This is a genomic window from Pseudoalteromonas sp. PAB 2.2 (assembly GCF_001938575.1).
In the GTDB taxonomy this organism is placed as follows: domain Bacteria; phylum Pseudomonadota; class Gammaproteobacteria; order Enterobacterales; family Alteromonadaceae; genus Pseudoalteromonas; species Pseudoalteromonas lipolytica.
In genome coordinates, this window is record NZ_LYPI01000009.1 from 333,033 (window position 1) to 354,841 (window position 21,809).

Here is a 21,809-nt window from a genome sequence, read left to right on the forward strand (position 1 = left end):
ACCCGTTTTTAATGCGGTTTTTTCACGCCATATCGCACCATATCTTTACCATTCTCGTATACGTCATGACTAACATACCGACCCAGTAATAGTTGATGATTATCATCAAGAACAGCGACAAATGGGCGACCATCACTGTTATTTGTAGCCAAGGCGACCCCTGCTACATTTTCAAGGCCTAAGCCACCATTTTCGACAAGACGTAAAAATGTCTCTAATTCATCTAATGTTTCGATTACATCATTATCATTAATCATCTTAAACACTCAGTGATTGCTAATAAAGCTAGCATAACAGGATTAAAAATCGGGTGCGAATGACTGTAGACAAATAACATTCAAACATGTCGTTTTTTTGCAATATTTAAATCTATGCGTTTTCTAAACTGGCCCTAAATTGTTATTTAAGGAACCGTTATGAAACGTGCTAATTATCTTTCTTCATGCCCCGTGCTTATAAAGCACCTTATTAACCAAGAATCATTAATTAAAAATGCTGCCGAAGCGACTTTCGGCTTAACAATATGGGAGCTAATAAAACTGAGGGTATCGCAGCTTAATCAATGTGCTTTTTGTATTGCAATGCATACTAAACAAGCACGCGAGTATGGCGAATTACCTAATCGCATTATTGGTTTAAGTGCTTGGCAAGACATGCCGCTTTATACTGAGCATGAGCGCCTTGCGTTAAAACTGTGCGAAAAATTGACACAAGCACAACCAATTGATGATACTTTCTATCAAACACTGACTGACGCATTTTCAGCTCAAGGGCTTGTTGCATTAACGGTTGCCATTAATGCAATTAATAGCTGGAATCGTATAGTGAAAACATTTAAACCTGATGTCGAGTTTAATGAATAATCATTTAACACTTGAGCTCATGACGCCACAAGGTGACATAGCCGAAATTATTCAAGCTATCTGGTGTGCTTCGGCGCATTCAGAGGGTGACCAATGGCTCGCGTGCGATGGGGCAACTGGGGTTATTTTTCCTGTGGCTGGTGCGCTTTTTCTTGATGATCAGCCAGTCGCCCCACCCTATGCTTTTCAGCAAACATCGACACATGCATCAAAATTGAGTTTTTCAAAAGAGGCACGATTTTGCGGCATACGTTTTAATCCCACAGTACTGCCGCAGCTGCACGCCACAACACATTCTTTAGTTAACGTTGAGTCACTCAATACAATAGCAACAGGCCTTAAAAAAGACCCAAGCCTTAGTGCTTTTGTGGCTCTTTTAAGCGAGTACTTAACCCTACCCAAAGTGATTAATCGCGGAACTGAGCACTCTAAGCACTTAATTCGTAACCTAATTAATTTAACCCCACTCGAAACCGCCTATCAGCGAGCACCACTCAGTCAAAGACAACTTGAACGACAAGTTAAAAACCAGTGCGGAGTAACACCTAAGTATTTTGAACGCATTTATCGCGTAAAAATGGCCAAACAAGCCATAAAAGATCACCCTTCTATGAGTTTTGCCGATATAGCGCAAGCGTGTGGCTTTACCGATCAGCCGCATTTTATTAAAGAGTTCAAAGCGATTATGCACATTACACCTGCCAAGTACCGAAAGCTGCTTTCAGACTCACAGAGTAAACAAACAAAACTGATCCTAAGATAGTTGCACACACGCTTTTTTGTCTGAATGTAGGCAATAGCGGCACTGAACGATTTTATTTGCGCTGGGCTTTTATCCATAGGATAGTTAACTTAGTCTAAAAACTTGCTGTAACTTAACAGGATAACTATGAAAAACGTTTTACTTGCTACCAGCCTTATTGCCTCATCATTTACTGCGTTTGCAGCAGAGCTAACTGTTGAAGAGGTTCGTATCGAAAAAGCGACAAAAGCCATGCCAACAGTGTTAGCTGCTTTTTCGAAAGAGGTCGCGCAATTTGAAAAAGACTGGCAGGCGGTGTCGAGCTACCAGCAAGCAAGTGATCTTATCGATGATTATTCAAAACAACTTTGGCGCAATGCAAAAGCACGTATCAGCAAAACAAATAGCTTTGATGACCGCGAACTATATTGGGCACGCCTCCTTTCAAGCAAAGTGATGCGTACCAGCAAACCACAGTTTGCCATCACAGACAGCGAACAAACCGCATTATTAATCATGCTTGAAAATGGCAGCCGTGGTCGCACCGATCTTGATTACAGCAAAAAAACCGACAAAAAGATCTTAATTACCGGCTTTGATCCCTTTTTACTTGATAAAAACATTAACCAAAGTAACCCATCGGGTGTGGCAGCGCTTTTGTTAGATGGTCAAGTAATTAGCTATCAAGGTATTAGTGCCGAAATAAACACGGTCATGGTGCCGGTACGCTATGAAGACTTTGATCAAGGTATTATTGAATCATTACTTGCGCCGTATTATGCGCTGAATAATGTTGATATGATTGCTACGATCAGCATGGGCAGTAAAGATTTTGATCTTGAACGCTTTCCGGGTAAACGCCGTAGCGTCACTGCGCCAGACAATGCGAATATAGTGTATGGCGGTACTGCAACTGCACCAAAAATATCACGCCTTCACGACCGCCCATTGCCGGGTAATGAATTTGTGACTTTCAGCCTACCTGTAGAGCATATGCAAAAAGCGAAAGGCCCATTCACAATCAACGACAATCATAAAGTGGTCACTCTTGAAAAAGCATTTGAACCACAATCACTGAAAGAGCTTGAAGGTGCAATTGCGGTTAAAGGTGGCGGTGGTGGCTACCTATCAAACGAAATTTCGTACCGGAGTATTCGCCTACGCGATGAGCTTAATTCAGACATTCCAACGGGTCATATTCATACGCCACGTATTGCACAATTTGAGCCCGAAACAGAAGCCAAAATCGTTGCACAAATAAAAGCCATGCTTGAACAGAGCTTAGTCGCACTGTAATAAACTTGCTCAGCGCCTGTGAAAACATTCGCTGAGCAATAAAACGGGTTCTGAATCTATTGAGGGCCCGTTCCTCCATCTACTTGGCTACCCAAAGTATTTGCACTGTCTAATCGATATGGGTAAAGCTGCACATCACTAAAGACCGTTGCACCACTATCACGATATTGATCTGTTGCTGAACGTCCTGTGTAAATGTTTCCTGAGGCACTAAAATATCCAGAGCCTTGATTCCAATGAGGCTTTGCTGAGTTTTCAAAATAATTGTTCTCAACAAGTACTTCGGCGCCATCACTCGCACTAATTGCAAAATAAGTAATGTTTTTCCAGTAATTATTAAACATATGAACGCGTGAATTATAGCCATCTATTTTAGGGTTTCGCCCTGCTGCTGTATCCCAAAAATTGTGATGAGCAGTCACCTGAGAGTTTCTGAATAAATGAGTGTACCAATGCTGATTAGCGCAAACTTGGGTGTTATTATAATTATATTAAAGCAATAAAGATTATAAAATTAGCGACTTAACACACAACAATTTCGGCCTTGGGCTTTTGCCTGGTATAGCGCTTCATCAGCCTGCTTAAACAGTGTATTTGAGTCAAACTGCTGTGATACAGGTTTACTAGCAATGCCAATCGATAATGTTACACATTTAACGTCCTTTCGTCCCTCATGCACAATGGCAGCAGACTCTATTGCTTTACGAAGTGTTTCAGCGACAGCGAGTGCTGCTTGCGCATCAGTGTTACTAAGCACAATAACAAACTCTTCGCCGCCATAACGTGCAACAAAGTCAGTTCCTCGTTTTGTAAATGCTTTTAGAACTTGAGCCACTTTACAAAGCGCTTTATCACCTTGATCATGGCCGTAATAATCATTATAAAGTTTAAAGTGATCGATATCAGCAACGATCAACGACACGTTTTCGTTTATATTCTCAGGGTCATTCGCAAGCGTTTCTAAGTGAGTATCCAGCGCACGACGATTTGCCAAGCTTGTCATCGCATCGGTGTTGCTTATATGCCTTAACTTTTCGTGTCGCTCTATAATTTCTGCTCGCTGAGTTTCAATTAGCATAAATAGCTCATTCATCCCCCGACCTAACTGATGAAGCTCATTGTCGCCTTTATATTCTGCGCGCACAGTGAAATCTTTATGATTAAGCGCACTGCTCACCGACACAAACATTTCTGACAATGGCCGCAGTAACTGCTGATTAATATATAAATAAAACAACATAAATACCGAGCCCGATATAAGCAGCCCCGTGATCAAAGAACTGTCAAATAAACTTCTATCATAGGTGCGTTCACGCATTGGAATAGACAAAACAAATAGCAAGTTAGCGTGTTTATCTTGCACTCCTATATAAAGCTTTTTGTCATGCTCTATCGGCGTATTAACGGTATTTTCATGGCCAAAAAACGACGTGATGTACGCATTTAAAGCCTGTGCTTTTTCACCTTGGTAATACGTAATATCGTCAGCTAAGCCAGGGGTGAGGTTTTCAATAAATTCTTTATCAATAAAGCTCCACAATAATAGCGTACCAACAGGAGAACCTGTTCCGTCTGATTTAGTCACGTTATAAGCAACCGTCACCGCAGGTAACTCATTAATTTTTAAAAAGTGAATTTTAGAGGTCATGGCTTTTGAATCTGCGATGATCTCTTCAGGTAAAATAATCAAATCATTGTCTAAAAGGTGTTGGGGTACTTCGAGTATGTCTGGTGAGTAAGGTTGATAATTATTATCAAAGCTTCCTCCGCCAATGATCGTCGCGTTGGTGTCGTAAAGATACCAACCATTAACGTCTAAACGCTCAAGTGCATCCGCTATTACATAATCATTGTTGAACCACGCTGTACGGCGGTTTTTGGCTGCATCGTACATGCTATCCCATGCTGCACTATCGAATACCATTTTCGATAACGCATCTATTTGCTGTTGAAGCTGAGATTCAACTCGCTGGATGTCTATCCGATCATTTTGTTTAGCCATCATTTCAAAGGTAGGCAATATCCAAAAATGCCGAATAATCGTTTGCGCACTAAGAATAGCGATGCAGGCTGCTGTAAAAGCCAGTAATAATTGCTTTCTGAGTTTTGTGCCTATCACCATAAAATAGTATGCCAAATTGTAAAAAACGAAATTAGTATTAAAAATTATAACGCTGTTTCGTGTGTTTGCTTATCAAGTTGCAATAAATCAGTAAATTAAACGCGTTCAAACCATCAAGATTTGACCTTAAAAAGGGAACGTAACAATTGAAACTAGGTAATCAATCGTGGAGTTTTTTGGCCTTAAACATACAAAAACAATCGTCGTAAAGCTGTTAATACACTGCAATAGACGTAGTTAAATGCACTGAAAAAGGCGTCGTTAAATGCACTAAAAAGCCCTGTATGAGTACCTTGTATGAGTGCCATTTGGGTGAACTCTTGGGGGGTATTTTTTTAATGAATACACACGTTTGCATTAAATAATTGCAAAAAAATCAACAAAAATAAAAGGAGGAAAAACTCACTCATCTACTCAGCAAGCTCAGGTAAACTTGAATTTTGCACCTTATCATTTTGTTTTCTAAACTCGTTTGGGATCACGCCCACGATGCTTTTGAACACACGATTAAACGTAGCCAAAGAAGAAAAACCACTTTCCAATGCAATACTCAAAATGCTCCAGTGCCGTGCTTCATCTTTTAGTAATAAGGCCTGAGCATGCTTAACTCGATACTGATTAATAAATAAATTAAAGTTAGCTACTTTGTAATAATGTCGAATTGCGCGACTTATTTTGTACTCTGGCACTGAAAGGGCTTGCGCAAGATCTGAAATTTTTAAGTTACTTTGTAGGTATAATTGCTGCTCATTAATCAATTGGTTTATCCCTTTAATGAGCTTTGGTGATATATCCATTTCCTCAAATGGCTCATCAACTTTAACACGATTCACTTCATCGCTTGTTTCGCTTTCAGTTTGATTACAGCAATGCGTTTTATCTCTACTTTGTAAAACCATGACAACCTGCATTGCTAACACAATTAATAAGGCAGAAGAAGTAATGATAAACGGCTCGTATGCTTTGATATCGGCTTCACTAAACAGGAATTTAGGCAGAATGCTGGCATTAAAAACGGCAAAAGCGTAACTACTAGCAAAAATAATTGCCTGTAATTTTTGGCTTTCATTTTTTTGTTTATAGCCCCTCAATGCTTCCCAAAATGACAGCACAAGAATACTGGATGACAGTAAAACTGTTATTTCATTCATGCCTTGCTTTAAACGCCACATTTGCTGGCTATCGGGGAAAGGTTGAGCGTCGATACTGACTAAGTAATGCCACGTTTGGTTGAACATAATCAGCCCAGCAATAGACACTGCAACTGCAATATGAACACCTGATATAGGCTTACTTTTACGAAATAATGTTCGTGATACTAGCCAAGAAACATTACACGTTGCACACGTAAATAACCCAATTAAATAGTGATAGACGCCAATCGTAGGAGCACTGAGCTTTTGCACCCCCACCATACACAGCGAGCCGCAAAATATCGCAAATAAATAATGAATAAGCTGCTTATCGCTTTTTAATGCATTAACCAGCATGAGCACCATACAAACAATCACAAGGAAGTAATAGGAGGAATTATTTTGCATAGCCGTTTATGCCTTTATAAAGAGTGTGCTTATTCAATTATCGAGCGTTACACGTATCTTACAAACTAACTTTCATCTTAGCAAAAAGACTTTGTTAATGAATGTGTCTAATTAATTCAACACACAGGCAAAAATTAACACGATTTCATTGCTCAAATTTCGAATTTGAGAAGAAATAAAGCTGCAGCCCTTTATATTTGAGGCATTATAAAAGTGAAATGGAAAGAGACATGGCTCCCCATACAACAACACACACCCCTATTAACCTACTCGAAACAAGTAAAAAGCTCTGGTTTATTTGCTTACTCCTTGCGCAAGCCTGCTTTGTGACTTACCTGATCCTCGGTTATGCAGTAACAGGTATTACTCATGGTTTATCACAGTGGACTCGCCTGAATAATACAGCGTACATAGCAAATGATATGACCGGTAACGTCATGTACGCTGCTCATGTTTTACTGGCTGTTATTATGATCATCGGCGGGAGTTTGCAATTAATCCCCACATTAAGAGCAAAATATAAAACATTTCACCGCTATAATGGCTATGTGTTTGTTATATTGGCGTGTTGTATTTCACTCGCAGGATTGTACTTAATTATAGTAAGGGGAACTGTTGGTAATACACTGATGCATGCGCTCACCATGTTTGGAGGCGTATTGGTCATTGTATCGAGCATATTTGCAGTAAAAACGGCTAGAGCGCGTAATATCCATGCTCATCAAATATGGGCTATTCGTTTATACCTTGCTGCTAACGGCGTGTTATTTTTTAGGCTGATGATTTTTGCATGGTTTATCGTATTTGGTTCAATGGGAATAGATACCGCCACTTTCACCGGACCGACGGTCATCTTTATTAGTTTATGCTCCTACGTGTTACCTATTTTAATTGCCGAGTTAGTGAGATATGCAGCTAAAAAAACCTCACATAGATTAATAACACTCACTTGTGCCTGCTTAATGTTACTGATATCTGCGATATTTTTGACCGGTTTATTCGGCGTAGTCCTCGCAAGCTGGTACCCCGCTATCGTTGCTTAATATAAATACAACAAAGCCACCTAATTAGGTGGCTTTGAATTTAGCGTAATGCTCATTAATACAACGCAAATAACGGTCTGCCATTTTCGTCATAGTTAACTTCCATAACACGCGCATGTCGATTTGGATCATAGAGTGGATCTTTAACAATCTCTTCAAGCGGACGCGTGTCGGTTTTTGGCACAACACTTGGTTCACCCACTGCGTGTTCGTAATCACGAGCATGGTAAATACACAAAGGTGTTTTATCGTCTTCGGCCACCGTAAAACAGTTATGACCCGGACCAAATATTCTCTTTTCAACACTTGTCTCAAGCACCGGCATACGCGTTTTTGTCCATGAATTGCGGTCTAACAGATCGCTGTTTTCATCGGCTTCCATGTAACCCATGCAATAGCATGCACCTGTTGCACTTGCAGAAAAAGCAATGAAGATTTTACCGTTATTTTTAAGTACGGCAGGACCTTCGTTAACCCAAAAATCAACACGCTCCCAATCATAGTCAGGCGTGGTCAGCATAAACTGTGTTGTTTTTAGTTTTATTGGCGATTCCATTTCCGCTAAATACAAGTTTGATGCAGCAAATTGACCACCCGTTTTTTCTGCCCAACAGCAGTAACGCTTGCCGTTGTTTTCAAAAATTGTGGCATCTAATGAAAAATCGGTAAATGACTTATCGTCGCCATCGGCTGCTTGCATCATACCTAGCTCAACCCATTCATCATTTAATGGATCTTGGCCTTTACACTCAAGAACATAAGGACGTAATGCCCAAATATCGTCTTCTTGGCTGGCTGCAAAATAGATATACCATTTACCATCAAGATAATGGATTTCAGGTGCCCAAATATGACGGCTCATAGGGCCGCTGTCGTGCTTGAACCAAATATCAAACGTTTCTGCGTCTTTTAACCCTTCGAGAGTCTGTGATTTTCTAAGTTCAATACGGTCGTAGGTTGGTACAGAGCCAGTAAAATAATAAAAACCATCATTGTGCTTATGTACAAACGGGTCGGCACGCTGCTCGACTAACGGGCTATTTGTTTTTAATGTCATCTTGAAACCTGATCGTTAAATTTAATTTGTATTATTTTATTACTTTTAAGTAAGAAAACAAATATAACATCATTTTTAACAAACAGTGAAAAGAATTGTCGATAAGCGACCGACCTCATAAATGATACAAGCATGACCGACTCTCGACTCTGCGCACACCTTAAACGACATAAATAGCATAGTAACTTTTTTGCTGAATAAGCAACAAACCATTAGTTGCACTTATTCTGAAAACGAATTAATCCTGCAAAATATTGTTGGCCTCGTTAAAGCTTAGGTATAATCACTTTTTCGACTGAATTTTGGTTTTTAAATGAAAAAGCTTTCTAAAGTACAACAAAAACAACAAGCGCTTGTATTAAACGTTGCCGATGCCCTTGAAATTCAAGGCCGCGCAGAGCTTGAAGGTATGGTGCAATGCTGGTTTGATGTTGAATATCACTTATTTCCTGGCTCATTATTGCTTTGTTTTCAGTTCGAAAACCAACAAACACTCGATGCTGCAACCCCAGAATTATTAACGTGGCAAAAGCGCCTAAGTGGCGCAATGCTAAAAAAAGGCGTGATTTTAAAAGACATGCGCAGGCACTTAGTATTTACCCTAAAAGGGCCTGATGATTAATCGTTAAAATATAATACCGGTTACAAGGGGCAAGCCTATTAGTCCTTGTAAGCAGAGTAAATTCACGCCTACGATTAAATAGCAACGTGTTGCAATAATCGTAGGCATGACTGTAGCCATAAAGGGCTTAGCTTAGCGCCAACCTCGTTAAAAGGTATATTTTAAGCTTAATTTATAATTTATTGGCTCGCCTGGCTGAGTCCAAATAGCAGAATAAGAGTTGGCGTAATATTTTTTATCCAATAAGTTATTTACATTAAATTGTATGCTTACATCATTGTTCACATGATATTTGGCAAACATATTTACTAAAGTGTAAGAAGGTAAATAATAAGTAGGATCAATGGTTTCACCTAACCTCTCACCAACATATTGTACAGCGAGTCCAACCGTTGCATTTAAATCGACTAAGTCGTTTAAATCTCTTTTTATTTGAGCATTAGCACTGTGTTTAGGAATATTAAGTAACGGACTCCCCTTTGGCAGTTTTACCCACCAGTCAGGATTAACAGTGTCGTTTGCTGTTTTGGCATCTGTGTAGGTATAGGCAAAATCGAATGACATACTGTCTGTCATGTCACCATGTAAATCAAGCTCAATGCCATCACTTGTCACTTCACCTAACGCCGTTGATACACCTGCTTGCAAGTCTGTTGTTAACATATTGCTTTTTTCAGCACTAAATACTGTAAAACTACCACTGACACTGTCGGTATTAAACTTGATACCGGCCTCGAAAGAAGCGGTTTCTTCAGGCTCAAATGCATCGCCGTTACTATCGTAACCACTGTTGGGTCTGAAGCCTTCAGAATAACTCGTGTAGTACTGCAGGTTGTCTGAGTGGGCATACACTAAACCTACACGCGGGCTAAATGTACTTTGATCACTTTTAGACTGCTTTAGATTAATATGATTATCTATTTGCTGATCAAACCAATCAAAACGACCACCTACTTGTACTTTCCATTGCTCACTGACATCTATTTGATCTTGAATATAAACCCCATAGCTATGCTGTACTTCAGTGCTGTTATATAAAAGTGACCCTTCTGGCGCTGTTTTTCCATACACAGGGTTGTACATGTTAATGGCATAACGGGTATCTTCCAGTGTAGGACGGTATCGATACCACAGTTTATCAAAGTCGAACTTGCTGGCATCTGCGCCAATTAATAAATGGTGTGTAAAACCAGCGAGCTCAACACTCCCGCTAAGCTCTGTTCGCGCAGAAAGATACGCTGTTTGAAAGTCTCGTTGATTATGCTGCCGACTTAATGTTTCGCCATCTTTAAAATAAACTTGTCTACTGGGTGCCAGTTCGGCATCACTTGATTCACTTAAAAATTTCGAATCACTGTAACTAAAGCCATTCAAAAGAGACCATTGTCCAATTTGGTGTTCAAAAGTAAGTTGATGAGAAATAGCATCGACCTCTGTTGGCTTGTCACTGGGTTCACCTAAAAAAGTCTCAATGGGTAATGAATCAATTTTTCCATCAATGGCAACAATACCGCGGTCAAAGGTTGTGCTTTGATCGACATACTCAAGTTCATAATTTAACTTTGATGTGTCTGAAATTAGCCATAATATTGAAGGAGTAACCACTCTTTTACTTGACTCATGGTAGTCTCGGAAACTTTCACTATCTTCGACAGCCCCGTTTATTCTAAAAGCAACGTGCTCTGAAATCGCGTTAGTATAGTCGGCTTCTGCACGGTAATTTTGCCAGCTTCCCCCCGTTACTTTTACATAACCCTGCTGTGCAAACTGTGGCTTTTTAGTAATAATATTAATTGTACCGCCAGGCTCAGAACGACCATAAAGCGCAGAACCCGGTCCTTTCATTACTTCTACGTAATCAATATTGCTCGTATCACGCGTACCGCTGAAGCTTCTCCCAGATGAGTAACCATTAATTAAAAAGCCTGACGGAATACTCTCATCACCGACTAATCCACGAATAGCAAAGCTTTCCCATAAACCGCCAAAATCATTTTGCTCAGCAATACTTGGGGTTAAATCAAAGATATCGGTGAGCGTGTTCACACCCGCATCATCAAGACTTTCAGTAGAAATAAATTCAACACTTTGCGGTTGCTCGTTCAGAGGAATGTCCCCACGGAACGCTTGCCTAACGCCCGATACAGATATTTTCTCTATATTCGGTGACGCTGTTGTTGCATTAACAGCAGGAGTTAAAAGCGTGCTAATAGCAATTGAAAGGGCTGACAAGTGGTATCGGTTAATTATAGTCATTCTATCTCTTGGGTATAAATACAGCTTAATCGGTTAAGTTCTCACTCAAATAGTGTCAATAAAACCCATAAGATACTGCGTTGAGTGAAGATAAACTTACAGGTAAAGGTATTTTTATGAGTATGAAAACAACAACCATTATCATTTAGATAGATAATAACTAAACATAATAAAAAGCGCCACCCCCCTTCCATATAAATATTACAAAAGTATTGAATGACTAAATTAAGGGAGGCTGTGAGGACTAACGAGTGAATTTTTAAAAACCTTGCGCACATCGCAATTTTAAAGCGACGATTAAGCAGCAGGCCATTGTTATCTAGGTATAAAGGGCTTTCGTCGTGGGGGTTGTAATTCGGTATTTATAGTTGCTTACAGCTTTTCAATCGCCTGCTGTTTAACATGTTCAACCAATTCAGGGAAGAAAGCTAAAAACACGGCGTCTAAATCATGGTAATGACGGGCAATGTCTTCAGCTGCACCCGCAAAGTTATTAGCAAAGCGAATGCGTCGTGCAATGTTATCGAGCGCAAGACCTACTCCATCGAGAGTTTCGTACTCTTTAAACCAGTCGTTTTCAGTCATGCTTTTTACAACATGCTGCATACGCAAAGGCATCATGGCGCGTCGCGCATTTAAAAGCGAATAACTCATGTGTTTAAAGTCATGCAATGGTTGGCTATTAAAACGCGACCAATGTTGAATTAAAAAATGATCAAACGCCACATCAAGTGCAACACTGGCAAAGCGTTTACGTGCAGGTGAAAAGTACTGCTTGGCCTCTTTAACGAGTGGATGCGTATCAGTAAATTTATCAACGAGGTAGTGATTTTCAAGGCCAAACTTAACGGGCTTAGGTAACTGCGCCAAATGCCTACGCCCACCAAAATCTCCCAGCAAATTGCCAAAATGCGAATCAGCTGTTGGTTTTGCTAAATAAAGATGAGCCAAGTAATTCAACGTATTCTCTAAGATAATGTGTTTGTGACAGTTTAAAAGATAACTGGCTGTAGAATCTAGGGTGAAGGCTAAACGCTAAAGTCACAAAATGCGGATTAAGACTCTTTGGCGCTAAATAAATTTCACGGCTACAAAAGCATCCTAAATCACGGTTAACCCTAAAAGGAGCTTAACCGTGAATGGTTAAAGTAACGCGCCCAGCGCCTATAAACACAGTAATCTCGTTGCGGCTACACTAACTGCCCAACTAAGTTCACCGAATTATGCGCCAAAATAGGAAATACAAGGCTGCCTGTACGCTCTCTTAACCACAGTAAAATAAAACCATAGGTGCTCGTTAATGCGATTCTAAAGGTAGAAAAAAACCATTCTCCCTCGCTATACATGACCCCATGCACTAAACCAAATAGTAAAACCAACAGTAAACCAGCAACATTTATTGGCGCACCCAGCAAGTTAAAACGCGTTGATATGACTGCTAAAGAAAAACAAAACAATAATACCCCTCTAAACATAGGCTCTTCATCAAATCCGGGGATGACTGCTTGATACAGTAATGTTTCAAGATCATAGTTAGGATCGCTTCCTAAAATCAGGGTGATAACTACCTGCAAAATGATAAACAAACCCATCATCATAAACGCAGGTTCAATAGAGCCTTCATTTTGCTTAAAGGTAAAACCAGCCTCTTTAATTTTAAAGTCTTTTTTAAAGCGAATTAAAGCAAGTAATACACACCCCCAGAGGATAATGGCGGCTATTTTTCCTGACCAATTCCACCTAAGATCTGAGAACAATACGTCGAGTGGAATAATCGCTTTACCATTAAATAAGGCGAAGCAATAACAAATAAAAATGACTAATGATATGCATAACCAACGAGGGCTAATGGTCACTTTTTTAAGTAACGTTAAAAGCAAAACAATGAAAGCTATAAAGCCAATATTGGCCAATACTGCTAAATAAATACCTGGCATTCCCTTTCCTTAGTAAAATTGTCAGTCCCACATTTTTATGTCCAAATTTTATCTTAAACATAAAAGGCGCATTATTAAACAGATATTTAGCCCTTTAGTGCGAAATAAATTTCACGACTTCAAGTAACTTAAAATACTTTGATACAGCTGAAATGGCTTTAGTGATTAAGGGGTGTAATCAACTTACTTAGGGGGGTCATTTGCTTTATAGCTCAGCCTTAAGGCACAAAAAAGCCGGTTTATGCACCGGCTTACAAATTGGTTAGTTGTGTTTATTGCCCCTGTGCAAACTTTAACATTCGCGTTTGGTCGGTAAGTTCAATATCCACCAGCTCAAACGGGGCTTTAGCAGCTTTTGAAACAGAAAATGGCATCATAAATTGATCATAGTTGTCTATTTGCTTAGCCACTTCTACTGTTGCTAGTTTTACGCGTTCGCCCTTATCGCCTTTACCGGTTAAAGTGGCACGAATAGCGTAACGCCCAGAGTCAGTAACTTGCACAGGCACCCATGCTTGGTACTGGTTGTTGCCAAGTGCCGTAACTTTAGCATTATCCATAGTAATGGTTTGCGAACTGTTCACAAACGGCATTTTTATAGAGCGTTTTACAGTTTGCCCATTTACTTTTGTTTCGACATTCGCCTCAAGCTCATAATAGCCATTTGCTGCACCGAGGGTTTCAAGCGGGTATGTGAAAACTGCCTCACCATTTTCATAGCGTACATCAAGTTGCTCGCCTTCAGGGCTGTATAAGCTAAGTTGCACCTCGTTATCTTTAACGCGCTTTTGCCCCATACTCAACTGCATGCCTACGCGCTGCTGCTGGTCGTTTACTTTAAATTGCGTTTTGGCATGTAAGGCGTTACGCGAGCCTTTTTCAATAACATGTACTAAGTAGGTGTCGTTGTCGTTAAGCGCTTGGCTTGTTTTTAACATTGCCTTAGCGTTAACATGGCCAAGCTTAAGGCCAACACTGCCATCAGTAAAACCGGCATTTTGCATTTGCTCACGCGCCGCAATAGCGTGCATTGGCAGCTGTTGCGCATTGGCATCACTCACTGAAAACTTATCGAGCTGCAAGTCGCGCGGTTTAAACACTTCACCGCTCTCAAAACGCGCTTTAGGGGCGATACGAATAAAATGTTCCGCTTGGTTCACAAACACCGGTACACCGCGCTTTAGCTCTTTGCCTGACACGCGTTGCCAATACTCTACGCTGTCTTTTTCAAGCATGTGTAACTGCGCTACAGACGCCGATTGAACCTCAGGAAATTGATAAACGGTTTGCTCATTTGCATTTGCCGCAGAGCTCACAAACAGTATTGCAGCACATATTTTGCTTAAATTATTGATCATTGTCTGGCTCCTAAATTCGATTTTTAATCATGTCTGGCAAGCCAAAACAATTGCGACGACTTTGCTGGTGGCTTAAAGGCTCACTGCCTTTCGTGCGTGATTTATCTGTAAACCACACCGCCCCCGCTAGCGACTGAGAGCTGCAATTTAAAAAACCATCTGAACAGCTGTCTAACCAATTTTGTGTCACTTCAAGTGCCACTTGATTTTGGTATCCGCCGCAATAACTATCGCTATCCCACACAGCCGAATCAACATCACTGCCGACAACCGTTTCAAAACGAGATGGTAAACTTGGGCGGTTTGGTGTGCCGTACAACCACTGAGCGTTATACGATGCCATCCACGATACTTGTTGTTGTTTTACTGCATCGTTGCCATAACCCAGTAACCACCCTAAGCTTTGCTCAAACGAGTTGCCCGCAACAACCGCATCAGCCAACGGCGTACCACCACTTGATGGAGCCAGTGCAATGGTGCGCGTTACTTTATTAATAATATTTGGAAAACGGCTGTCCCATGTCGGGTTCGATAAAATCCAACGCACCACATTGCCACCGTTAGAATGAGTGATCAGTGTTAAGTCAGTAATATTTTTATTATTTATAAATGTGGTTAGCTGCCCAGCTAAACAGCCCGCAGCTCCATCGGCCCACATATACTGCTCAAAGTCACAATTGATCACCGTGTAGTTACTGGTGTTTGGTAAACCTTGGCGTACCGTATTAACAAAACTGCCTGTCCAATAGTCGTTATATGCATCTGTTTGCTGGCCTGTGCCGTGAACAAATGCAACCCCTTGCGCCGCAAACGCGCTGTGGCTCATACCCGCGGCCAGTACTAATGCCGGCACTAGTGAGAGTGTTTTTATTTTCATGTGTGTTCCTGTTGATTGTAATTATATCTATCAGGTTGGAGGAGTGACCTCCGATCAGAAAATAGACTAAACAGGTACGATTGCAAGAAAATATTTACATTTATTTAACTTTAGTGTTGTTTTTAAGTACAAATTATTAGGTTTTGGGAGGGAGGTTCGAGGTTAGAGGTTAGCGGTTAGAGGTTAGCGGTTAGAGGTTAGCGGTTAGAGGTTAGCGGTTAGCGGTTAGCGGTTAGCGGTTAGCAAAATAAAAATCATTCATTGCATATTACGAAATAGTGCTGCTGCACGAAAGTACTATATCCAGCCCTGTTTAAATTTCATACGTTGTAAAATAATTGTTAAACAGGAGAACACTCAATGAAACGCCTACTCACTTTATTTACCCTCTGCTTGGGTATGTGTACAACTGCTTTTGCAGCATGTCGAGATAATGTGGTACTGGTGCATGGCAACACTGCATCCCCCTCTAGCTGGAACAACACCATCAATGAATTAAAACGAAAAGGGTATGCTAGTAGTGAAATTTTCACCCCAGATTGGGGCTCAAAATCTTGCGCTAGTTGCAATGATCACAATGGCAGTGAAGAAACACCAGTACGCAACGCCATTCTTACGGCTATTAACCAATCATGCACAGGTCAAATTGATATTATTGGTCATTCAATGGGGGTCACACTGGCCGCACAACAAATTTATAAATTAGGCATGGCAGCATACGTTGATACCTTCGTTGGTGTAGCCGGTGCAGCTCGCGGCTTATTAAGCTGCGGCGTTTACCCGTACAACGTGTGGAATAGTACATGTGGTTACTATGGTTTGTCGGTGGGTAGCCCCTTACTCAACAGTATTTATGGCGAGGCATTGGGCGACAAAGTGTATTCTATAAAGAGTTACTCTGATCAAATAGTATGCTCAACGGGCACATGTTATGTGTACGGTATACACAGCAGCCGTTTATGGAATGAAAACGCCACTTACACTTATGTTTTAGGGCATTTTGGTTTGCAAACCGACACCTATGTAAAACAAGTAAGCTTAATTCAATAAAGCCAGATTCAAGCGTACAGAATATGCGCTCCGTACGCTTGAATACCCGCACTGTCAGCTTACTGATCAAAACACCTAAAGCAATAAATACATACCCAAACATATGTCATTTATCAATTCACTCAACACTGCTTGAGTCATGTTTACACTATAATTCGGCATTTTTATGTGAATACATTTTATGTAAGTTCAATAGCTTATCTTTAAGTCGTTGCGAGTAAGTCACAAAATTTGTCAGCGCGCCAGCGTCTTTTCTATTGGTATCGGCAAGCAGCATTAACAACTTTCGCTGCGCTTGATTAAGGTGCAATTGCAGTGACTTCGCTGCTTTTTCTATTTCATCATTTTTAGGTTGTTCAAGGTGCTCACTCGTATGGGTAAACAGGGTAAGCGTATCGCTCGAAAGTTCGCGGATCAAAATCAATATATCGCTCTTTAGCTCAATAAATTGCTCATTCATAATGCGCTTGCTTTCAAACAGATCGATGATGGAGTCGTGAATTTGAAACAAATAATCAAAGCGATTAATTTGCAGCATTAATTCTCGTGACTGCTCTTCATCATTGATTTTACTAACAATAGTCGTGAAATAAGTAATGTATTCCTTTTCAACAAAACTGGCATATTCCAAGCGCTTTTGCGCGGTGTCTTGAATACCCTTAAAGTTTGTTTCAAGGCTAAGCGTGACTTGGTTGTAATTCTCTTTCAAAAAGTTAAGCAGTTGTTGGTTCCCCGACTCCAGTTTATCAACAACGTGCTGAAACTCTTCATCTTCTTGGTAGGTAGGTAACTCAAGACGTTCAAAATCCATTTTGCCTTCGCCAAGCAGAAAATCCACAAATCGCGTAAAAGGATTAAGAAAAAGAATAAAAACCAAGCTGGCAACCACATTAAAAATAAAATGAATATTCGCCAACGCAATTGCTGGCTCCATCTTGATTTCACTTAACTTATTACCAAACAGTAAAATGAAAGGCAGAAACAACAGCACCCCACCCACATTAAACAAAAAGTGACTAAGCGCGGCTTTTTTCGCAGCGATATCCATGCCAAACACCGCAATCATGGCTGTAGCCGTGGTGCCAATGTTCGCGCCCATAATAAGTGGCACAGCATTCTCAAGCCCCAAAATACCTTGTTGTGTAAATACGATTGCCAACCCCGTTGTTACCGAGCTCGACTGCACCATAGCAGTAAATACACAGCCCACTAAAATCGCGATAAGCGGATTTTGCGGCTGCGTTAAAATTTCAATTAATGCGGGGTTATTTTGCAGCGGCGCAAGTGACGAAGAAATCAGATTAAGGCTAAAAAACACAAAGCCGAAATAGAAAATAGCCTTTCCAAATATTGAAAAACGGTTACGAGTGAGCGAAAGAAAAAAGCCAATAATAATGATCACAGGGGCAAACACAGTTAGCTTAAAAGCCACCAGCTGTGCCGTGATGGTGGTGCCCACGTTCGAACCGAAGATAATACCAACACTGTTTTTAAACGTTAACACCCCGGCATTTACCAGGCTAATCGTGATCACCGAGGTTGCAGAGCTCGATTGAATAAAAGCCGTCACCACCGCACCAATTAACACCCCTAAAATAGGAATATTCGTTGCGTGACTTAACGACTTACGAAAGTGCTCGCCAGATATATTCTCGATCTCCCGAGAAAAGTTCTCGAGACCAAAAATAAAAAGAATAATGGCGGTAAGCCCAGCCATGGCTATAGTAATATTTTCCATTCGCTTATAAAGTACTGATATTATTAATCAACATCGATACAAAAAAGTATAGATTTGAGTACCTTATAGCGCAATGATCGAAAACAAACTAACTGGTTTTAGGGGCGAGTTGCAAGGAACGAGATTCGAGGCTTAGGAGGCGTTTTAACGCCGAACAAAAAAGGAGATATTAGATATCAGTCGTTAGAAGTCAGATGAAAAACACAAGTTAGCGAGTTGCAAGTAGACATCGCGTGAAATAAATTTCACGCCTACGGTGCTAGGTGCTAGGTGCTAGGTGCTAGGTGCTAGGTGCTAGGTGCTAGGTGCTAGGTGCTAGGTGCTAGGTGCTAGGTGCTAACAGCATAGTGTTGGTTTAGGATTGGTAAAGGAGTTAGAGAAAAAGAAAGGCCTGACCCCTTGGTTTTTGTGTTACCTAAAGTCCAATATGATATTTTTAAGTACTTTGCTATAGTCCTTTCCCCTTCGAAACTCAATCGAAACTTGATTTTTGCCATCTACCTTCTCAACACTTACTATCGCAAAGTTATTACGTTTAAATATTTTGGGCTTACCAAAGGCCGTTTTAATCACACTTTCTGAATGATATTTGGAAAACGTGGCATTACCATCTTCAACATGGTCTGCCCTCGCTTTCTTTGCTAATAATTTGCCCCAGTCAAAATGATCTTCTTGCAAGCCCAAAACAAACCAATGAAAGGCAGAAGATATGACATTAAATACTTTAAAATCTGGATCATCTTCATGAGTCAATTGAGCAGCGGCTGAAATATGCACGTCACCTGATAAAAACACTACTTGAGGGCGTTCATCAAGTGTTCGAATATAATCGAGTAACTCTACACGCTGCTTTGCGGCTAAGAACCATTTATCTTCAGGAGTGCCTAGTTTACCTCTGGTATCAGGAAATACGGGAATAGAACTAGCAATAAATTTAACGTTACCACTGCCATCACTTAGCCATGAACACAACTCAGTATATTGAGCATCACTCAAGATTTTCGGTTCAGTGGTGTGTTCAGCTTCATATTTTTTAGATCTTACTTCACTATCACCGCGCACATCTAGAAAGAAAAAGTCACTGTTGCTATGAGTAAACTTGTACCAATACTTTTTGCGGTTTTCGGTTGGATGGAAGGGGAAATTTTGTTGGATAAACTGTTCAGGGTCTTCAATTAGGTTAGAGAAGGCAGCTTGGTGTGCCTCATATGCCCTAAGGCCATATTTAAGAGTATTTTTATTGAACTGCTGATTAACTTTATTTTCGTCTTCTTTGAATTTACCTAATGACCAATCATTTTGTATTTCATGGTCGTCCATCATCATATAGCAAGGTAGTTGCCGAGTGACTTTGTTAAACATGTATAAACCAAACGCTTCGCTATATTCTTTGAAATAGTCTTCAATTTTAGGTCTAAATTGATACTTATCTAAAATATGCGCATGGTCGATGTATATTTGATCACCTAACATAAACAACATGGTTGGTCTTAGTTCTTCGTCAATTTCATCAAGGTAAGCATATATATTGTCGAATGTCTCCTCGCCTTTATTGCCGAGGTTGTCACGGCATGACCCCATAATAAATCGAGTAGTAGCATTATTTTCGTCTGGAAAAGTCGTTATTTGTCCATTTAAATCTGGAGTCTTTTCAGCTCCCCAAACCAGCTTATCTTCTTCAATTGCTTGATTTAGTTCAGCCAACGTATCGCAGATTACATAGCCGACTTCGTAAATGTAGGTCGTATTAGCTTCTAGCGACAAAATATCAACAATGCCCATATCATTGTAATAGGCACTGAAATGAAAAGTCCGAATGGGGAAAAACTGAGGTGATTCCGATTCTCTAACTCGAATAACACCAATACAACTATCAGCATTTAAACAACTACCACCAACACGAAAACTTGACGATGTAGTGTGCCCAACAATTGGACCAATCAATAAAGGTTTAACGAGCATCGCATATCCTTGCTTATATTTCTTATGTTCAAATAATAGGCAAGGTTATATTATTTCTCCAGACATTAATTCTCAATAATTCCGTTAAATAGAGAAAATTCATACTCTGCCCTAGTAAACTAACTACAAAAACAAACCTTTTAACGCATTGTAAATTAACATGATTATCAAGAATTTCACGGTTAATACGGAGGTCTTTCTTTTTGACTTTACACTAACTCCTCCGCGCAAAATAAATTTCACGTTTACAGTCTAGTTTAGGCGCTAAATCTCTATTATTCGGTAAACCAATGTTTAGTTTTATTCACAATAGCTACAAGAGAAAGCATAACGGGTACTTCAACAAGCACGCCAACCACCGTTGCTAATGCCGCACCAGAATGTAAGCCAAAAAGAGAAATTGCTACGGCTACCGCCAACTCAAAGAAATTTGAGGTGCCAATTAAACAAGCAGGCGCTGCAATGTTGTGTTTAAGCTTAAGTTTTACCGCAATAAAGTAAGCAATAATGAAAATGCCGTAGGTTTGAAGAATTAATGGAATAGCAATTAATACAATATTTAAAGGTTGCTCAATAATTGTATTCGCCTGAAAACCAAATAAAAGTACCACGGTTGCCAACAAGCCAATAACAGAAAACGGCTTTAACTTATCCAATAAGCCAGCAATAGACGCTTCGTCTCGCCCTGAACGATTAATACTTTTTCGTGTAAGTACACCCGCGATTAAAGGCAATAACACGTACAACACGACAGATATAAACAAGGTGCCCCACGGTACATGAATATCTGTCACACCGAGCAATAAACCAGCAATAGGAGCAAAAGCAAAAATCATGATGATATCGTTTACCGACACTTGCACTAAGGTGTAATTAGCATCGCCCTTTGTTAATTGCGACCACACAAACACCATCGCAGTACAAGGGGCTACCCCCAGTAAAATCATACCCGCAATATATTCTTGAGCCGTTTCTGGTGAAACAAAATCGGCAAACAATCCTTCGAAAAACAGCCACCCTAATGCAGCCATAGAGAACGGCTTAATAAGCCAATTAATCACCAAGGTTAATACTAGGCCTTGCGGGTTTTTACCGACCTCTTTAATGGTTGAAAAGTCGACCTGCACCATCATTGGGTAAATCATCACCCAAATAAAAACAGCAACAACCACGTTGACGTGCGCAACTTCGAGCTTTGCAATCGCTTCAAACAAAGGCGGATAAACAATGCCTAACGCAACCCCAGCGGCAATAGATATCGCGACCCACACAGATAAATAGCGCTCAAAGATTCCCATACTTGCACTCCCTAGTTACAGTAGCTCGCCATTCGAGTTATGGCATT

At 40.3% G+C, this 21,809-nt stretch carries 19 protein-coding genes; 6 read left to right on the forward strand and 13 right to left on the reverse strand.

Annotated features, from left to right (window positions below; all coding sequences use genetic code 11):
- Positions 1–8: 8 nt before the first annotated feature.
- Entirely contained in the window at positions 9–257 is a 249-nt protein-coding gene (locus BWD47_RS08180) for a hypothetical protein (protein ID WP_036966721.1), read from the reverse strand.
- 159 nt (positions 258–416) lie between these two features.
- Between BWD47_RS08180 and BWD47_RS08185 the strand changes: the two genes are divergently transcribed.
- The 3 genes from BWD47_RS08185 (at position 417) to BWD47_RS08195 (ending at position 2,901) form a co-directional block, all read left to right on the forward strand.
- Positions 417–863 (forward strand): carboxymuconolactone decarboxylase family protein, encoded by a 447-nt coding sequence (locus BWD47_RS08185; RefSeq protein WP_036966718.1) that lies wholly within the window; start codon positions 417–419, stop codon positions 861–863.
- Positions 856–1,626, forward strand: a complete 771-nt coding sequence (locus BWD47_RS08190) for an AraC family transcriptional regulator (RefSeq protein ID WP_075593778.1) — start codon at positions 856–858, stop codon at positions 1,624–1,626. The genes BWD47_RS08185 and BWD47_RS08190 overlap by 8 nt, the downstream gene beginning before the upstream one ends.
- A gap of 126 nt (positions 1,627–1,752) precedes the next feature.
- Entirely contained in the window at positions 1,753–2,901 is a 1,149-nt protein-coding gene (locus tag BWD47_RS08195) for a hypothetical protein (protein ID WP_075593779.1), read from the forward strand.
- 56 nt (positions 2,902–2,957) lie between these two features.
- Here the strand turns inward: BWD47_RS08195 and BWD47_RS08200 are convergent, their stop codons facing one another.
- The 3 genes from BWD47_RS08200 to BWD47_RS08210 form a co-directional block, all read right to left on the reverse strand.
- Positions 2,958–3,323, reverse strand: a complete 366-nt coding sequence (locus BWD47_RS08200) for a hypothetical protein (RefSeq protein ID WP_075593780.1) — start codon at positions 3,321–3,323, stop codon at positions 2,958–2,960.
- A gap of 92 nt (positions 3,324–3,415) precedes the next feature.
- Complete coding sequence (locus BWD47_RS08205; RefSeq protein ID WP_075593781.1) at positions 3,416–5,023, reverse strand: diguanylate cyclase domain-containing protein; 1,608 nt, start codon at positions 5,021–5,023, stop codon at positions 3,416–3,418.
- 410 nt (positions 5,024–5,433) lie between these two features.
- A complete protein-coding gene (locus BWD47_RS08210) occupies positions 5,434–6,564 on the reverse strand; it encodes an AraC family transcriptional regulator (RefSeq protein WP_256719290.1) in 1,131 nt (376 codons plus the stop codon).
- A gap of 230 nt (positions 6,565–6,794) precedes the next feature.
- Between BWD47_RS08210 and BWD47_RS08215 the strand changes: the two genes are divergently transcribed.
- Entirely contained in the window at positions 6,795–7,607 is an 813-nt protein-coding gene (locus tag BWD47_RS08215; protein WP_075593782.1) for a DUF2306 domain-containing protein, read from the forward strand.
- A 55-nt stretch (positions 7,608–7,662) separates the two neighbouring features.
- Here BWD47_RS08215 and BWD47_RS08220 read toward each other — a convergent pair whose 3' ends face one another.
- Positions 7,663–8,664, reverse strand: a complete 1,002-nt coding sequence (locus tag BWD47_RS08220) for a family 43 glycosylhydrolase (protein ID WP_075593783.1) — start codon at positions 8,662–8,664, stop codon at positions 7,663–7,665.
- A gap of 313 nt (positions 8,665–8,977) precedes the next feature.
- On the opposite strand from BWD47_RS08220, the gene BWD47_RS08225 reads away from it, so the two are divergent.
- Positions 8,978–9,286, forward strand: coding sequence for a hypothetical protein (locus BWD47_RS08225; RefSeq protein ID WP_036966705.1), 309 nt, complete (start codon positions 8,978–8,980; stop codon positions 9,284–9,286).
- A gap of 147 nt (positions 9,287–9,433) precedes the next feature.
- Here the strand turns inward: BWD47_RS08225 and BWD47_RS08230 are convergent, their stop codons facing one another.
- The 5 genes from BWD47_RS08230 to BWD47_RS08250 form a co-directional block, all read right to left on the reverse strand.
- Positions 9,434–11,542 (reverse strand): TonB-dependent siderophore receptor, encoded by a 2,109-nt coding sequence (locus BWD47_RS08230; RefSeq protein ID WP_075593784.1) that lies wholly within the window; start codon positions 11,540–11,542, stop codon positions 9,434–9,436.
- A 372-nt stretch (positions 11,543–11,914) separates the two neighbouring features.
- On the reverse strand, positions 11,915–12,502 hold the full coding sequence (locus BWD47_RS08235; RefSeq protein ID WP_065978629.1) for an ACP phosphodiesterase: 588 nt from the start codon (positions 12,500–12,502) through the stop codon (positions 11,915–11,917).
- A gap of 230 nt (positions 12,503–12,732) precedes the next feature.
- Positions 12,733–13,479, reverse strand: a complete 747-nt coding sequence (locus tag BWD47_RS08240; protein ID WP_075593785.1) for a type II CAAX prenyl endopeptidase Rce1 family protein — start codon at positions 13,477–13,479, stop codon at positions 12,733–12,735.
- 272 nt (positions 13,480–13,751) lie between these two features.
- Positions 13,752–14,837 carry a DUF4785 domain-containing protein gene (locus BWD47_RS08245; protein ID WP_075593786.1) on the reverse strand — a complete coding sequence of 362 codons (1,086 nt, stop codon included), beginning with the start codon at positions 14,835–14,837 and terminating at the stop codon, positions 13,752–13,754.
- A gap of 10 nt (positions 14,838–14,847) precedes the next feature.
- Positions 14,848–15,714: a hypothetical protein gene (locus BWD47_RS08250; protein ID WP_075593787.1), complete on the reverse strand. Its 867-nt coding sequence runs from the start codon at positions 15,712–15,714 to the stop codon at positions 14,848–14,850.
- Positions 15,715–16,074: 360 nt separating this feature from the next.
- On the opposite strand from BWD47_RS08250, the gene BWD47_RS08255 reads away from it, so the two are divergent.
- Positions 16,075–16,764, forward strand: coding sequence for an alpha/beta fold hydrolase (locus BWD47_RS08255; protein ID WP_036966687.1), 690 nt, complete (start codon positions 16,075–16,077; stop codon positions 16,762–16,764).
- A gap of 148 nt (positions 16,765–16,912) precedes the next feature.
- On the opposite strand, the gene BWD47_RS08260 is transcribed toward BWD47_RS08255, so the two are convergent.
- From BWD47_RS08260 to arsB, 3 genes are all read right to left on the reverse strand, one after another.
- Positions 16,913–18,502 carry a Na/Pi cotransporter family protein gene (locus BWD47_RS08260; protein WP_075593788.1) on the reverse strand — a complete coding sequence of 530 codons (1,590 nt, stop codon included), beginning with the start codon at positions 18,500–18,502 and terminating at the stop codon, positions 16,913–16,915.
- A 411-nt stretch (positions 18,503–18,913) separates the two neighbouring features.
- Positions 18,914–20,464 (reverse strand): alkaline phosphatase D family protein, encoded by a 1,551-nt coding sequence (locus BWD47_RS08265; protein WP_075593789.1) that lies wholly within the window; start codon positions 20,462–20,464, stop codon positions 18,914–18,916.
- A 275-nt stretch (positions 20,465–20,739) separates the two neighbouring features.
- Entirely contained in the window at positions 20,740–21,762 is a 1,023-nt protein-coding gene (gene arsB / locus BWD47_RS08270; RefSeq protein WP_065978635.1) for an ACR3 family arsenite efflux transporter, read from the reverse strand.
- Between the last annotated feature and the right edge of the window lie 47 nt (positions 21,763–21,809).

Coding starts and splice junctions, on each gene's coding strand:
- BWD47_RS08180 (WP_036966721.1), bottom strand. CDS start 257: ATGATTAATGATAATGATGTAATCGAAACATTAGATGAATTAGAGACA.
- BWD47_RS08185 (WP_036966718.1), top strand. CDS start 417: ATGAAACGTGCTAATTATCTTTCTTCATGCCCCGTGCTTATAAAGCAC.
- BWD47_RS08190 (WP_075593778.1), top strand. CDS start 856: ATGAATAATCATTTAACACTTGAGCTCATGACGCCACAAGGTGACATA.
- BWD47_RS08195 (WP_075593779.1), top strand. CDS start 1,753: ATGAAAAACGTTTTACTTGCTACCAGCCTTATTGCCTCATCATTTACT.
- BWD47_RS08205 (WP_075593781.1), bottom strand. CDS start 5,023: ATGGTGATAGGCACAAAACTCAGAAAGCAATTATTACTGGCTTTTACA.
- BWD47_RS08210 (WP_256719290.1), bottom strand. CDS start 6,564: ATGCAAAATAATTCCTCCTATTACTTCCTTGTGATTGTTTGTATGGTG.
- BWD47_RS08215 (WP_075593782.1), top strand. CDS start 6,795: ATGGCTCCCCATACAACAACACACACCCCTATTAACCTACTCGAAACA.
- BWD47_RS08220 (WP_075593783.1), bottom strand. CDS start 8,664: ATGACATTAAAAACAAATAGCCCGTTAGTCGAGCAGCGTGCCGACCCG.
- BWD47_RS08225 (WP_036966705.1), top strand. CDS start 8,978: ATGAAAAAGCTTTCTAAAGTACAACAAAAACAACAAGCGCTTGTATTA.
- BWD47_RS08230 (WP_075593784.1), bottom strand. CDS start 11,542: ATGACTATAATTAACCGATACCACTTGTCAGCCCTTTCAATTGCTATT.
- BWD47_RS08240 (WP_075593785.1), bottom strand. CDS start 13,479: ATGCCAGGTATTTATTTAGCAGTATTGGCCAATATTGGCTTTATAGCT.
- BWD47_RS08245 (WP_075593786.1), bottom strand. CDS start 14,837: ATGATCAATAATTTAAGCAAAATATGTGCTGCAATACTGTTTGTGAGC.
- BWD47_RS08250 (WP_075593787.1), bottom strand. CDS start 15,714: ATGAAAATAAAAACACTCTCACTAGTGCCGGCATTAGTACTGGCCGCG.
- BWD47_RS08255 (WP_036966687.1), top strand. CDS start 16,075: ATGAAACGCCTACTCACTTTATTTACCCTCTGCTTGGGTATGTGTACA.
- BWD47_RS08260 (WP_075593788.1), bottom strand. CDS start 18,502: ATGGAAAATATTACTATAGCCATGGCTGGGCTTACCGCCATTATTCTT.
- BWD47_RS08265 (WP_075593789.1), bottom strand. CDS start 20,464: ATGCTCGTTAAACCTTTATTGATTGGTCCAATTGTTGGGCACACTACA.
- arsB (WP_065978635.1), bottom strand. CDS start 21,762: ATGGGAATCTTTGAGCGCTATTTATCTGTGTGGGTCGCGATATCTATT.